The sequence below is a fragment of the Neorhizobium sp. SHOUNA12A genome, from assembly GCF_023006505.1.
GTDB lineage: Bacteria > Pseudomonadota > Alphaproteobacteria > Rhizobiales > Rhizobiaceae > Neorhizobium.
On sequence record NZ_JALBGV010000012.1, the window covers coordinates 1 to 14,666 of the forward strand.

Genomic DNA, 14,666 nt, shown 5'->3' on the forward strand with positions numbered 1-14,666 from the left:
CGGCACGCTTTCCGGCGGCGAGCGGCAGATGCTGGCACTCGCCCGCGCCCTGATGAGCCGGCCGCGGCTGCTGCTGCTCGACGAACCGAGCCTCGGCCTCGCGCCGAAGATCGTCATCGACATCCTCAACATGGTCTCGGAACTGCGAAAGACCGGCGTCTCCATCCTGCTCGTCGAGCAGAATGCCCGCGCCGCGCTCGAAATCGCCGACGAGGGTTACCTGGTCGAACTGGGCGAGGTCCGCCTTTCCGGCCCGGCAAGCGAAATGGCGGTCAATCCGGCGCTGATGGAAAGTTATCTCGGCACCCATTCCTGATGAGGCAACTCGGCCTGACACGGTCGATCAATCGAAACTCTCGACGAGCTTCCGGCGGAATTCGTCCATGCGATAGACCGAGGTGGATGGCAGCGGGATCATGCCCTTCTGCCAGTTCCAGCCGTCGAGGCGTTTCAGGAGGTCCGGGTTGCCGCTGACGATATGCATCGGCACGTCGCGCGAGGCCCCTTCACCGGTAACGATAGACGCCGGCTGGTGGTCGCCGAGCAGGATGAACAGCGTGTTCTTGCCGTAACGCGCCATGTAGGAGCCAAGCGTCTCGATCGTGTAGTCGATCGAGGTGAGATATTGCGCCCGGACGCGATCGGGATCGGCCCAGACGATTGAAGGCGGATCGCCGCTTTCCGCCTGCGCGTTAAAGACGGCGCCATCGCCGATCCGGTCCCAGTCGACCAACGAGGGAAGCGGCGTCCAGGGTGCGTGGCTGGAGATCAGGGCCATTTCCGCCATGACCGGTTTATGGCCGGGCTCGTCACGTGCCTGCCGCTCCAGCCTCTCGAAGGCCTCGAGCGTAAACTGATCCGGCATCGTCACCCAGTTGAAGGGTTTGCCGCGATAGCCGAGCCCCGCGGCGGCATGGATGCTGTCGTAGCCGAAATAATCGGCTTCCGGCCAGTCGAGCGTGATCGCTGGCATCACCGCCGTGGTGCGCCAGCCGGAGGAGCGGAAGAGGTTGTTGAGGCTCATCCGCTCGCTGGTAATCAGCCGGTCGTAACGACCCTGATTGTCGACCCAGAGGCCGGAGAGCAGCGTGCCATGCGCCAGCCAGCTGATGCCGCCGACCGTCGGCGAAGTCAGCCACCCGCTGCGCGCCTCCAGCCCCGCCGCCTTGATCTCCTTCTCCACCGAGGTCAGCCGACTGCCGGTGCGTGCCGCGTAACGCGGATCTTCGATCGCGCTGCGGCCATAGGATTCGACGAACACCAGCACGACATCGGTGCCGGCAAGCGCCGAGAAATGCGGCCCGGCGGCGACCGGATCCTGCTTCAGTTCGTCCTCGAACCGGGCGAGATCGGCAATCGAATCCTTCACCATGGCGATGCGGTTGACGAAATAGGAAGCGGCATCAGCCTCGACGCCGAGGCTGCGTCGATCGTCATTTTGGACCGCAAGCGCCACCAGGCCGATCAACAGAACCACACCGGAGACGAGAGCGGACTTGCGCCGGGCTCCCCCCGAAAGGCGCCGGAAACCGCCAAGCGACCAATAGAGGACGGCGGCGACAACCAGCCATGCCAGAAGACCCGCACAGATGATTCCGGCCGCCTCCGTAAGGCCGGCGGAACCGCTTAGGAGATTCCAGCCGTCGGTGAGGATCTTGAGGTCGAGATAAGGATTGAACGGTCGCTGGAAGGCGGTGCCAGTGCCAATATCTGCAAGCTTCAGGAACAGCATTGCCGCCAGCAGCAGGGTGACTGCAATGCGCAGAAGGGAAAACCCGAGACCTGCCAGCACGGAAGCCAGCAAAGCAACTGCGGCCACTTCCAGCGGAAACCTGATCTCGGAAAAATCGGTGAAATCGGAAGGAAGCGCCAGGATTGCAGCAACGATCGCCAGCGCAATCGTGATCCTCAGAAATGGCAGTCTATTTGCCTTGCGTTGCGCGATATGCCCTATTCTGTCGGTGTCACTCTGGCGAAAAGGCCGAAACTCGTTCATGCGCTGCTCCTGCAAAACCTTCGGCCCATGCGTTTTCTGAAACTTATAGGCTTATCTGCGGCCTTCGCACTTCTCATTGCCGTGATCCTGCGCTTCGATCCGCAGCGGATCGCCACAGGCCTCGCCTCAGCGGACCCAAGCCACGTAGGCGCCGGACTTCTTCTGGCGCAGGTGCAGATCGTTCTTTCCGCGCTCCGCTGGCGGTTCACGGCGGCGCGGCTGGGCCAGCACTTGGGCGTCGGCCAGGCGATCGGCGATTATTATCTCGGAACGTTGATCAACCAGCTTCTGCCGGGGGGTGTGGCCGGCGATGCCGTGCGCGCCATCCGCAACCGGGCTCATGGTGATGGCGGCTGGAAAGTGCCGGCGCAGGCCGTGATCTTCGAGCGGATCGCGGGGCAAGGTGTATTTTTTCTCATAGCCACCATCGGCGTCATGCTCTGGCCGCTTCTCGGCGGAGCGATGATTCCGGAGGAGCTGCGCCACCTTCTCTCCTGTTTCGCGTTTATCGTCGCCGGGTTGGTCTTCGTGTGTCTGTTGCTACTCCGCTTCCCGCCGCGCCGCATCCGACCTCAGCTTGGAAGGCTGAGGTCCGCGCTGGCGCAAGTCTTCCTGCAGGACGGAGCCTGGATAATGCAGACGCTATTCAGCATTGTCATCGTCGCAAGCTATATCGCCATGTTCATGCTCGCTTCAGCAGCCGTCGGCTCGCCTTTGCCGGCGCTCGCGGCGGTTACCGCAATTCCGCTCTGTCTGCTGATGATGCTGATCCCTGCGACCATTGCCGGCTGGGGCGCCAGGGAGGCGGCAGCGGCGGCGCTCTGGCCGCTCTTCGGTTACCCCGCCTCCAATGGCGTCGCCGCCAGCATCCTCTACGGCATTCTGGCGCTTGTCGGCGCAGCACCCGGCCTGGCGTTCATTTTCGCCGCGCTGCTCAAGAGGCGAAAACGCTGAAATCGTTAAGACTTCAGCCGTGCATAGATATCGCCGGAAGACGTCTGGCCGGAAAGGCCGGCAATCTCCGCCAGCATCGCGTCGGCGGTAATCCATTCGTGATGGACGAGCCGATGCCGCTCGCCCTCGACACGGTTGAAGCGATAGGGACCAAGCTTCCGCAGATGCCCGACTGCCTCCTCGGCGATTTCCATCGTCGCGGGGATATACTCGAAGGCGATCAGTGGGATGGGATGATGCAGCCCGGCGATGATATCCGCTTCCGCGCCCTCCACATCAATCTTGCAGAAGGCCGGCAGCCCGTATTCTTCGATCAGCGCATCGAGCGTCGTCATCTCCACACGTTCGACCCTATCCCAGGTGACATTGCGAAAACCGGAGGTCTTTCCGACTTTCGAAATCCAGGACGAGGAGATGCTCGTCACGGTCGGGTGGCGGCTGGAAATATGCAGGTCGACATTGCCTGGTTCCTTGCCGACTGCCTTGCGCAACAACGTCAATTCTTCGCCGGCAAAGGATCTGGCGATGAAGTCCGCAAACAACGGCTGCGGCTCCAGCGCGACGATCCTGGCACCGAGCGACAGAAGCGTGCGGCTTCGGCTGCCGGCATGGGCGCCGATATCGAACACCAGATCGCCCTTGCGGATAAGGTCCGCATAAAGCCGCTTCAGTGAAGAACGCCGCCAAGGCTGGCCGTAATAGATCAACAGCGAGCGCGTGAGGCCAAGGAAAGCGGAAAAATCAGGTCGCGGCATGGTGGTTCTTGCTTGCACTCACCAGGAAGATCACGTCGACGGCGAAGGAATAGGTGAGCGAGGCAAGAGCCCCGGCCGCAAGCAGTGTGGAGACCGGCATCGTAACGACCGGAAACAACATCAGACAGAGCGCCACGCCCTGCACGACGCAGATCGCCTTGCGGCGCATCGAATGAGGCAGTTCGCCCTTGAGCGCCGGAAACACCGCCTGCGCCCCGACATAGGCATAACGCATCAGGCCGATCAGCAGGACCCAAAGTCCCGCCTTGCCCAGCAACACTGCCGCGAGCGAGAGAAAAAAGATCAGCAGCGCATCCACTTCCATGTCGAAACGGGCACCGAATTGCGAGGCCGTGCCGGTCTGGCGGGCGAGAAAACCGTCGACGCCATCCAGCGCCAACGCGAAGGCAACCACGAAGCCGAGCAGCCACAGTGCGCTCTGGTCGAGATCCACGCCGAATTGCGGCGACGCCAGCACCATACCGCCCAATACTGCCGTGAGCGCGGCACGGATCGTCGTCACGATGTTGGCAAAACCGAAACGGCCATGGCTGTGGGCGTGGAGATTGCCGAGAGCGATGGCGGAAATCACTGCATAGACGATGAAGGCGCAGCCGGCAGCGGCCGTGTCGATGCCGAGCCAGTCGCCGAGGAAATGCATCGCCGCAACGAGCGCGGCAGCGACGGTCATGGTCACCGCATAGGCATCCAGGGAGAGCAAGCGATAAGCCCTGCGCGCCGCCTGGCGATCCAGCGGCCCGGCATTCATCCAGTCAGCCATCGGACATGCCTTCCTCGTCCCAGGGATGATATGAAACATTCATGACGCTCTCCTCACAGGCACTACATGGAGAAGAATACGGAGCGCAGCAAAGGCCGGATCCGCAAAACCGGTGTCAAATAAACGTGATAGCGATGTCGACCTCTCGCACAACGACTCCCTTGCCGTCATCGTTGAAGCCTCTAGGTCTGGATTGTTGTGGCGTGAAAGGTGTGATGCGTGACAAGGCGTGAGACAGCCCCCAATGCGGCAACGCAAAAGGACGGAAGAGCCCTCTGGATCGAGGAGACAGGCCGTTGCGCGCTTCGGCAGGAGAAATTGCCGGCGGAGTGCGAAGGCGAGGTTGTCGTCCGCACGCTTTATAGCGGCATCAGCCGCGGCACCGAATCGCTGGTCTTCGCCGGACAGGTGCCGGAAAGCGAATACGAGCGCATGCGCGCACCGCATCAGGCAGGCCGGTTTCCCTTCCCGGTGAAATACGGCTATGCCGCCGTCGGAATTGTCGAAGAAGGGCCGGAACGTCTCGTCGGCAGAACTATCTTCTGCCTGCATCCCCATCAGGACCGTTTTCGGGTGCCCGTTTCGGCTATTCACCCGCTTGCCGACGATTTACCCCCGCACCGTGCCGTGCTGGCTGCCAATATGGAAACCGCGCTCAATATCACCTGGGACGCGGGCATCCAGCCGGGTGACCGCGTGGTCATTTTCGGCGCCGGCGTCGTGGGGCTTCTGGTCGCCTACCTTGCGTCGCGGATCATCGGCACTGAAGTGGTGATCTCCGATATCGAACCGGAGCGTGCCGAAACCGCTAAGGCTCTCGGTCTTCGATTTGCGTCTGCCGATGATGTGCCCCATGATTGCGACGTGCTGGTCAATGCTTCCGCTTCGGCCGACGCTCTGGCAACGGCGCTCGATCATGCCGGTTTCGAAGCCCGGGTTATCGAAGCGAGCTGGTATGGAGAAAAGCACGTGGAGATCCCGCTTGGGCATGCTTTTCATGCCAAGCGCCTGTCCATCGTCAGCTCGCAGGTCGCCTCGCTGCCGCCCGGGCGGCGCGCCCGCTGGGACACGAGGCGCCGCATGAGCAAGGCACTCCAGCTTCTCGGCGACGACCGGCTCGACCATCTGATTTCGGGCGAAACACCGTTCGAAACCATCGCCGCCGATTATGCCGACATTATCGGCTCGGCCGCCACGCTCTGCCATCGCATCAAATACTGAAGGAAATCCCGCATGTTCGCCGTTGAAGTCCGTGATCACATCATGATCGCGCATAGTCTTCCCCGCCCGGTTTTCGGCCCCGCCCAAGGCATGCATGGGGCAACCTTCGTGGTCGACGCCGCCTTCTTCACCAGCGATCTGGACGAGAACGGGCTTGCGGTGGATATCGGGCTGGCGTCCGAGGTGCTGAAGGACGTGCTGGCGCCGCTCAACTATCAGAACCTCGACACGCTGGAGATTTTCGCCGGCAAGGTGACGACGACAGAATTCCTCGCCAAGCACATTTTCGACCGCATCGCCGATGCCATCCGGAACGGCCGGCTCGGTGAGGGCGGTGCGCGCATCCGCAAACTGCGGGTCATGCTGCACGAATCACACACCGCCCGCGGCTGGTTCGAGGCCGAGCTGTGAGCCGCGATCTTGTCCTTGCCTATCCCGGCGACCTCGAAACCCGCACCGGTGGTTATGGCTATGATCGGCGTGTCGTCGCGGCCCTTACCGATCTCGGCTGGAATGTCGAACTGATCTCCCTCGGCGACGGCTTTCCAGATCCGAACGCGAAACAGCTCGACGATGCCGGGCGGATGCTCTCCGGCCTTGCCGATGACAGCCTCGTGCTGATCGACGGCCTGGCCTTCGGCGTGATGGACGAATGGGCCGGGCGCGAGGCGAAACGCCTGAAAATCACGGCGCTCGTGCATCACCCACTGGCCCTGGAGACGGGGCTCGACGGCGAACGACGACAGGCTTTAGCCGCCCGCGAAAAGGCCGCGCTGGCGCAGACCCGCGGTGTTGTCGTCACATCGCATGCCACCGCCGCCGAACTCGCCGCCAATTACGCCATTCCTGCGGAAAAGATCACGGTCGCCATCCCGGGCATGGATCCGGCGCCGCTGGCTGTCGGTGGCGGCGATCCGCCTCTGATCCTCAGCATCGGCACGCTGACCCACCGCAAAGGCCACGACATACTGATCTCTGCGCTCGAAAAGCTCCGCGATCTGCCATGGACCTGCCGCATCGTCGGCAGCAAGGTGCTCAATCCCGGCGTCGCCGCGGAACTCGAACGCCAGGTTGCCCAATCCGGGCTCGGTGACCGCATCGAGCTCGCCGGCCAGATCGACGACACACGCCTGGAATTCGCCAAGGCCGACATCTTTGCGCTGGCGAGCCGCTACGAGGGTTACGGCATGGTGTTTGCCGAGGCGCTCGCCCAAGGGCTGCCGATCGTCGGCTGCGCGGCGGGGGCTGTGCCGGATGTCGTGCCGGAAAGCGCCGGCTTTCTTGTGCCACCGGACGATCCGGACGCTTTTGCCGCCGCTCTGCGACGGCTGCTGCAGGAGCCCGAAACCCGCATTTCGATGGCCGATGCCGCCGCAATCGCCGGTGCCAGGCTTCCCTCCTGGCGGGACACCGCCGCCGTCATCTCCGATTTTCTGGAACGAGCGTCATGAGCGGCTTCGACAGGGATTGGCTGGCGCTGCGCGAACCTGTGGATGGTCGCGCACGGGACGCGGATTTGCTGGCAGCGACGATCCAATCCCTCCAAAGCGTCTCTGCCCCGACGATCCTCGATATCGGCTGCGGTACCGGCTCGACCTTCCGCGCGCTTTCGCCAAAACTTCAAAAACCGGTGCGGTTTCGGCTTTTCGACGACGATCAGCGGCTTCTGGACGAAGCAAATCGCCTGCATGGCGAGGCCATCGAGATTGTTCGGGGCGACCTCAACGAGATCGAAGCTCTGCCGCTCGCCGATGTCGGCCTCGTGACCGCCTCCGCTCTCTTCGATCTCTGTTCCGAGCAGTTCATTCGCCGTTTCGTCGCCCACATTTCGCAAAGAGGCGCCAGCCTCTATGCCGCGCTCAACTATGACGGCCGGATACGCTGGTCGAAACCACACCCGCTTGACGAGACCGTGGTTGCGAACTTCAACGCACACCAGTTGAGCGACAAGGGTTTTGGACTTTCGCTTGGGCCCCGGGCGTGGGCGACGCTGGCCGATTGTCTCGGGGAGAGCGGGTATACGGTGACGACGGCTGAAAGCCCTTGGGCAATGACCGCAGGCGACCGCGACCTACAGGGTCTGTTCCTCGACGGTGTGGTGCGCGCGGTCTATGAATACGGCCAGCTCGACGAGAGCGAACTCCGCGACTGGGCCGATTTCCGGCGAAAAATGGTTGATCGCGATGGCAGCCTATGCCAGGTCGGCCATCAGGACATCCTCGCGATCCGCTGAGGCGGCCACTTCAATGCGGAAATTGCAGTCGAATACGATATCCGTGCCTATATTGTAGACCTGAACCTCCGGACGGCGGGCCTCCGACAACCGGTCGATCGGCGAAAGCCGGATACCCGCGGGGCCCGAGCCGATGATGATCGGCGCGACCGAGACATGCAGCCGGTCGATCAGGTGTGCATCGACGAAGCGGGAAATCGTAGTTGCGCCGCCTTCGACCAAAACGGTCGTCAGGCCGCGTTCGGCGAGCGCGGCAAGAATATCCCGCGGAGCAAGTCCTCCATCCGCCTGGCGCGGCAGCCGGATGGTCCGATACCGGGCGTTGCGGAGAGGAACGTCGTCGGCCTGCATGACGTGCACGGGCGCGCCGCCGTCATGCAGCATCTTGGCCCGCTCGGGCATGCGGCCATTGCAATCCACCACGATGCGCACCGGGTTCCTGCCGCTGACGGCACGAACCGAAAGACTGGGATTGTCGGCAACGACCGTCCCGACCCCGATGATCACTGCATCCACCAGCGCCCGGCACCGGTGCAGATGGGCAATCCCATCACAGCCGGACACATCCTGGGCGTCGCCGGTCGGCGTTGCGACGCGGCCGTCCAGAGACTGGCCGACCTGGGCCAGAACCAGCGGCCCGCCACGGACCGCGATCGGCCTGTAGAGCGAGAGACCGGAACCATCGACATCGGCGGAAAGCGCCACCGGGCGCAGGGATCCTTCGCGAAGCGAAAGCAGATGCTGCCACAGTTCCTCGGTCATCCTCACTGATCGCATGTCCGCCTCGTCTTCCGGCCGAAAATGAAGAATGCCGGCACCTTCAAAAGGTTCCCCGCCCGCCCATTCTCCCGTAACTGTAATACGGCGAAAAATTTCACCGGATCAACATTCCGTCAATGCTCCGCTGAAAATTGCTGCCACCATGATCGATAGCCTCTCGAGAGAGCTTTTGGAGGCTTCCGTTATTCCTGGATTGCCGCCGCCTGATCCGATCTTGCCCAACAAAAAACCGCCGGATCCTTCGACCCGGCGGTTCCTCCGTCCCCATGTATGGGTCCATGTGTGGGATTGGCGTCAGCTGGCGCGGCGCATCTTCTGTGCGACGCGGTTGAGGCTGCCGGCGCCGGCATTGTAGCCGGTGTCCTGATGGGCGTTGATGCGGAAGCTGCTGATCAGGTTCAAGAGTTCGTCGGTATCGGCGGCAAGCGCCTCGGCCGAGGCGGTGGTCTCTTCCGCCATCGCCGCATTGTGCTGGGTCGCCGCGTCGAGCTGGTTCAGCGACGACGAGATCGAGCGCAGCGTGGTGTCCTGTTCGGAGGCCGAATGGGCGATCTTGCCGACGATGTCGCTCGCCGCCTTCACCTGGTTGGAGATCCGCTTCAGCGCTTCGCCGGCCTCGCCGACAAGGCGCACGCCGTTCTGCACCTGGCCGGAAGAGCGCGAGATCTGATCCTTGATCTCCTTGGCGGCTGCGGCGGAGCGCTGGGCCAGTTCGCGCACTTCCTGGGCGACGACCGCAAAACCCTTGCCGGATTCCCCGGCGCGGGCCGCTTCCACGCCGGCATTCAAGGCCAGCAGGTTGGTCTGGAAGGCGATGTCGTCGATCACTCCGATGATCTTGGAGATCTCTTCCGACGAATGTTCGATACCGCCCATCGCGTCGATCGCCTGGGCGACGATCTGGTCGGAGCGGTTGGCCTCGGCACTGACCGAGGTGACCCGCTGGGCGGCCTCATGCGCACCTTCTGCCGTCTGGCGGACGGCGACGGCGAGTTCGTCGAGGGCGGCCGACGTCTCTTCGAGATTGGCGGCCTGGCGTTCGGTGCGCTGCGACAGCTCGTTCGAGGCGCGGCGGATTTCCTCCTTGGAACCGCCGATATCGATGCCCTTGGCATTGACCTTGCTCATCGCGGCCTCGAGGTGGACGAGCGCCTCGTTGAAGTTGTGGCGCAGCGTTTCGTAGCGCGCCCCGAGATCGGCGCAGCGAACCGTGAGGTCGCCATGGGCCAGCGCTTCGAGCGCTTCGCCGATGGTGGAGACGACGCGGGTCTGCAGCGCTGCTTCCTGCTGCTGCATGTCGAGGTTCTGCTGGCGCTCGCGGTCGAGCTCGGTCTTCTGCTTTTCCTCGCGGGCGGCCATCGCATGCCGTTCGCGGATCTTTTCCTGCAGCGCCTGGGTGGCCTTCGCCATCATCCCCACTTCGTTCGACATGTCCGTATGCGGGATCGTCGCGGTGACATTTTCGTCGGCGACGGCTTCCAGCGCACCATGCACGGCAGCAAGCGGTTTGGTAATCCCGCGGATCACCACATAGGCACCGGCAAGGGCGATGATCAACGCAAGTGCGCCGATAGCGAGCGCGTCCAGCACCATTCCGCGGATCTGCGCCTGCAGGTCGTCGGTGTAAACGCCGGTCGCAAGGACCATCTGCCAGGGTTCGAATGCCTTCGCATAGGAGCTCTTCGAAAAATTGCCATCAGGCAGGCCGGGCTTGGTCGTGCTCATATAGTCGACAATTCCGCCGCCGGATTTGCCAACGGAGACCATTTCGTCGCGGAACAGTTTTCCGGCGGAATCAGGTTTGCCCTTGCCGCTCTCGCCGACCTTCTTCGGATCGGGATGCATCAGCATCTTCACGTCGTAGTCATAGGCAAAGAGATAGCCGTCGGGCTGGAAGCTCATGGCGGAGACTGCGACGAAGGCCTGTTTCTGGGCTTCTGCGCGCGTCAGCTCACCGGCCGCCTCACGCTGCTGAAACTTCTTGAGGATGCCAATGCCCGACTCCACCTGGGTTCGCAGCATTCCATACCGTTCGGCATAGATAGCCCGCGTCGAGGCCTGGAGTTCGAAATAGGTCACGACGGCGAATCCCGTGATCAGAGCCAGAACCAGCAGCACGAGTTGGTTTGAAATCCTCAGATTTTTCATGTTCGTTCCAAGGGTGAGTGAGACGCATCAAGCGACCGGGAGAAATGATTCTGAATGAAAAAGCGCGTCCTGCGCGTGGAAATGTGCGGCACTGCACACTTGCTAGAATGCGGGACAATATTTGAATAAAAATTTAATAAATGATCACGCGCATTTAAAAATTAATAACAATTGGTAGTTGCGAATACTTCATGTGGCCCGAATATTAATCCCGGCGCATGAAAGTAAGTTTATGGAAATACGCCATCTACGCAATGGTCCCTGCAGTCTACCCGATCCGGAATGCAAACGGGCGATCAGCTAAGAGGAGCCCGCGCTCAGGGAAAGGGTGATCCAGAACGGGCACTGGAAGGATTGACGGATCGCTCGCGGCGTCCTTAACGGCGCGCTTCGCAAGCCGCATTCAGTCCTAGCGTACTATGACAAGGTCTAAAAAAGGTTGGACCTAAGCGAGGATTCGGCACCCCGTCCCCCACTTGAAAAAGTGCTGCAGAAATATGGCTTTTCCTCTATTTATGGTTGAAATGTACTTCCCGTCCACGCAAATTCCTGCGAAGTTATAAGCTGTCATGGAGGAAGCGTTTTGGACATTGACGAGGCCATCGAAGAGCATTTGTTCCCGGGAAACCAAGCCGCATTCTCGGCGCTGTGTGCGTCAATCGCTGGTGATGAAATTTGCGCGTTTGTCGGGGCAGGCGTTAGTATACCACTCGCGCCATCTTGGTCCGGCTTGTTAAACGGATTAATAAGCGATGCGTTGAATCAAGGAATAATTTCTGTAGAGGATGGCGCAGAGCTAAAGGCGCAGGTATATACAGACCCACTTGAAGTAGCGTCCGCCTTAGAAGAAGCAAACAGTTCGTTAATTTTTAGGTCGTCACTTTCAAAATTGTTCGATGTCGGAGATGAATTTACCGATAGCCACGGCCTAATACTTGATCTTCCTCTCAGGGGAGTGGTCACAACAAACTATGATGCGGGGTTATCCAACGCGTTTGTATCAAAATTCAGTAAGATGCCAAATATCTTGACCTCTGCCAGTTCGGCAGATTTGGTCAAATGGGCACAGGGTGAACACTACGCTTTGGAGAAGAAGCCTGTTCTCCACCTTCATGGGCAAGCGTCGCATCCCGACGCGATGGTTCTTACTGCTGAAGATTACAATCGATTTTACTCAGATAGTGCCAGAGTAAATTTTGTGAGAAATCTTTGGGAGAGCAACCGCCTGCTGTCTATAGGGTTCAGCTTTACCGACCCCTTTCTTGTTAGAGCTGCCGAGGCAGCGCTTCGTACGCTTCCCACTGAAAGTCGTCATTTTGGGTTGATTTCGCACCGGGGGGAGGTGCCTGTTTCGACCCTGAGAAGGCGTCAGAGCGCGAAAAAATTCAGATTAACACCCATTTTTTACCGCGTCCGCCTTCTTGCAACAGGGGCCGAGGACCATTCTGCGTTAACAGTAATCCTGCGAGAGCTCACTGCGCGTACCAAGCGTGTCGGGACAACGGTGGCAATCAGTACGTCTTCAGTCAAAGTTCCGGCTGGTGGAGAGACAGCAACTCAACTTGCGAAACACATTTTCGAAAGCTCTCTTTTTCAGAGTTCAAGCGGAGCGCTGCTTTACGCTGAACCAAAGCTTTACGTCCCAGAGGCGCAAGAAGCGCCTGTCGACAATCGCCCCCCTCCGTTTTCATCAGTGCAAGAATTGGTTGATTCGCCCGCCTCTTTTCTTATTACGGCTCCTCACGAGTATGGGACGACGTCACTTGGACGACGGTTAGCCTACCTTTTTTCCGAGCAAGGCTTCACAGCGAGGATCGAAGATGCGTCTTCACTTCCGAACTACCAAAAGAAATTGCAGCAGCATTTTGCTGGCACTTTACATCCTGAAGTATCTAAAAATATACTGATAGTAGATAACTTCACTCCCGAAACGGATGAGCGGCTGATCAAGGAGCTTACAGGGCTAAACCTTTTCAGTCGTATTATTTTGTTTAACCGCGGCGCAAGAGCACATATTTCAAACAGCTACGACTGGGGCGGCGTTTCGTTCCAGACATTGTCGCTCGCAAATTTTGACCGAACCGACATTCGTACTCTAGCGCGACAATTTTATGAAACGGCTGATGAGGATCTGATCTCAGCGGCAGTTGATAAAATTTACGGCGACTTGCTTTCTCTGTCTATCCCGCTTACGCCAACAAATATTATTATGTATATGTCCGTCATGCATCGTGAAGGGGGGTTCATACCGCTGAGTCGCCTTCAGATTATAGATCGCTATATACACGAATTGATGAGGAGGCCGGGCGATCTATATCTAGATTCATTTAACAGTATTAATAGAATCGACGTAATTTCTGCGTTTTCTCTATTTTTATACCGTAAAAAGACGGCTGAATTTAGCGAGGCTGACTGGGCAAACTTCTGCTCGTCGTATATGGACTACGGACTTTTGCACTTTAATTCGGCAGAATTACTTACGGACCTTACTCAGGTTCGGATATTTCAGAAATTCGGCAGCAGATTCACTTTCAAATATCGTCTGTTTTTTTGCTACTTTCTTGGAAGATACATCGCAAACAGGCCAGACGAACTCACCCACTTTTTGCAAAATGAGGAGCATCTTGCGGTAGAGGGCCTAGTTGAAGTCATAAGCGGGTTGGCCACGAGCAGCAATCAAATTGTGGAAGACCTCGTTGGTAGGCTGGAGACGTCAATCGCTGAATTTTACAAGGAGTACGCGATAAAAGATTTCGATCCATACAAGAAGCTGCCTTGGCTATCTAGCAAAGAGGAAGAAGCCAGGATTTGGCAGCCGGTGGCAGAGGCCCTAGATCAGGGGCCTGCAAAAGTCGAGGAGATCGACAAAGTCAAAAGGTCGTATCAAGCGGAAAAGCGATCAGAATCCCAGTTAATAATAATCCAGAACTTTGAGCAGATCGAAAGATCTATCACTCAGAATACAAGGTTTTTGGTTGGCGCCGTGGCGAATGCCAACGAACTTCAGGGAACGATTAAGCTGAGGTCCTTACGGGCATTAATTGAGTCCACATCGGTAGTATTTCGGATAGGCGTGATATTTTCATCTTTTATTGCTAGCTCGAAATACTTCGTTTGGAATGACATTGTGTTTACGAATATGCTTAAGTATTCCGAGGAAGAGAAGGTGGATTCGATGCGAGCTACTCAAGTAGTTCTTCAAGCGCTGCCACCTTCCATCGCGTCGAAGACGGTTGAGCGTCTTGGCTCGAAGAAGCTGGGCGAAGCCTATAAAGTCCTCGCTAAAGAAGATCCCTCCGGTTTTCAGGAATATCTGCTGTTTTCACTTATCATTCGCAGCAAGCCGTCCGGATGGGATGATGTTGCTCGAAAACTAGTAGGCGCCGCGGACCGCCAATCAGTTTACCTGTTCTACATGACAATGGCTGCGCTAGACGAGTTCAAGAACGAAATTAACACGTCATCGGAGAAAGGTTCTCTGAAGCATATTATAGCCACCATTCGCGCGAAACGTGATAATAATAAGGATAAGCCTAGCAGTCAGTCCGTCCTAGAGACCCTCAAGTTTCTGGAGAAGGGCAGGTATTTTGAAAGGCAAGTTGAGCTTACCGATAAAGAATAACGCTAATTTAATAGGCCGCGTCGGCCTGTAGCCGACTTACCCAAAATCCCGCGTCTTTCCCCGATCTGCCGATGTCACCGTAGGGATCAACGATGTCGCGCACCTTTGGCATTCCCCTCGGATCAGGCAGGCGCGGGGCTTCCATGATAAAGCTGATCGCCTTGGCCATGCGTTAA

General features: G+C 58.9%; 12 protein-coding genes. 7 read left to right on the forward strand and 5 right to left on the reverse strand.

Features of this window, described 5'->3' with window-relative positions:
- Positions 1–316, forward strand: a 316-nt coding sequence (locus tag MOV63_RS07955) for an ATP-binding cassette domain-containing protein (RefSeq protein WP_247033179.1), incomplete at its 5' end; no start/stop codon positions are given.
- 27 nt (positions 317–343) lie between these two features.
- Here the strand turns inward: MOV63_RS07955 and MOV63_RS07960 are convergent.
- Positions 344–1,996 (reverse strand): sulfatase-like hydrolase/transferase, encoded by a 1,653-nt coding sequence (locus MOV63_RS07960; RefSeq protein WP_247033180.1) that lies wholly within the window; start codon positions 1,994–1,996, stop codon positions 344–346.
- A 27-nt stretch (positions 1,997–2,023) separates the two neighbouring features.
- Between MOV63_RS07960 and MOV63_RS07965 the strand changes: the two genes are divergently transcribed.
- Complete coding sequence (locus tag MOV63_RS07965) at positions 2,024–2,950, forward strand: lysylphosphatidylglycerol synthase transmembrane domain-containing protein (protein ID WP_247033181.1); 927 nt, start codon at positions 2,024–2,026, stop codon at positions 2,948–2,950.
- 5 nt (positions 2,951–2,955) lie between these two features.
- Here MOV63_RS07965 and MOV63_RS07970 read toward each other — a convergent pair whose 3' ends face one another.
- Together MOV63_RS07970 and MOV63_RS07975 are read right to left on the reverse strand one after the other, a co-directional pair.
- Positions 2,956–3,705 carry an FkbM family methyltransferase gene (locus MOV63_RS07970; protein WP_247033182.1) on the reverse strand — a complete coding sequence of 250 codons (750 nt, stop codon included), beginning with the start codon at positions 3,703–3,705 and terminating at the stop codon, positions 2,956–2,958.
- Positions 3,692–4,486: a CDP-alcohol phosphatidyltransferase family protein gene (locus MOV63_RS07975; RefSeq protein WP_247033183.1), complete on the reverse strand. Its 795-nt coding sequence runs from the start codon at positions 4,484–4,486 to the stop codon at positions 3,692–3,694. Before MOV63_RS07975 ends, MOV63_RS07970 begins: the two co-directional genes overlap by 14 nt.
- A 219-nt stretch (positions 4,487–4,705) precedes the next feature.
- Here MOV63_RS07975 and MOV63_RS07980 point away from each other — a divergent pair, with 219 nt between their 5' ends.
- From MOV63_RS07980 to MOV63_RS07995, 4 genes are read left to right on the forward strand one after another with little or no spacing between them, the layout of a single operon-like run.
- Positions 4,706–5,707 (forward strand): zinc-binding alcohol dehydrogenase, encoded by a 1,002-nt coding sequence (locus MOV63_RS07980; RefSeq protein ID WP_247033184.1) that lies wholly within the window; start codon positions 4,706–4,708, stop codon positions 5,705–5,707.
- Between the two features lie 12 nt (positions 5,708–5,719).
- Positions 5,720–6,118 (forward strand): 6-carboxytetrahydropterin synthase, encoded by a 399-nt coding sequence (locus MOV63_RS07985; RefSeq protein WP_247033191.1) that lies wholly within the window; start codon positions 5,720–5,722, stop codon positions 6,116–6,118.
- The gene (locus MOV63_RS07990) at positions 6,115–7,158 is read left to right on the forward strand and encodes a glycosyltransferase family 4 protein (RefSeq protein WP_247033193.1); all 1,044 of its coding nucleotides are present in this window, start codon (positions 6,115–6,117) and stop codon (positions 7,156–7,158) included. Before MOV63_RS07985 ends, MOV63_RS07990 begins: the two co-directional genes overlap by 4 nt.
- Entirely contained in the window at positions 7,155–7,940 is a 786-nt protein-coding gene (locus MOV63_RS07995; protein ID WP_247033195.1) for a class I SAM-dependent methyltransferase, read from the forward strand. Before MOV63_RS07990 ends, MOV63_RS07995 begins: the two co-directional genes overlap by 4 nt.
- Here the strand turns inward: MOV63_RS07995 and MOV63_RS08000 are convergent.
- The gene (locus MOV63_RS08000; protein ID WP_247033197.1) at positions 7,899–8,717 is read right to left on the reverse strand and encodes a dihydrofolate reductase family protein; all 819 of its coding nucleotides are present in this window, start codon (positions 8,715–8,717) and stop codon (positions 7,899–7,901) included. The two genes, MOV63_RS07995 and MOV63_RS08000, sit on opposite strands and share 42 nt — an antisense overlap.
- 297 nt (positions 8,718–9,014) lie before the next feature.
- The gene (locus MOV63_RS08005; protein WP_247033199.1) at positions 9,015–10,868 is read right to left on the reverse strand and encodes a methyl-accepting chemotaxis protein; all 1,854 of its coding nucleotides are present in this window, start codon (positions 10,866–10,868) and stop codon (positions 9,015–9,017) included.
- Between the two features lie 583 nt (positions 10,869–11,451).
- On the opposite strand from MOV63_RS08005, the gene MOV63_RS08010 reads away from it, so the two are divergent.
- Positions 11,452–14,490, forward strand: coding sequence for an SIR2 family protein (locus MOV63_RS08010; protein ID WP_247033201.1), 3,039 nt, complete (start codon positions 11,452–11,454; stop codon positions 14,488–14,490).
- Positions 14,491–14,666: the final 176 nt, after the last annotated feature.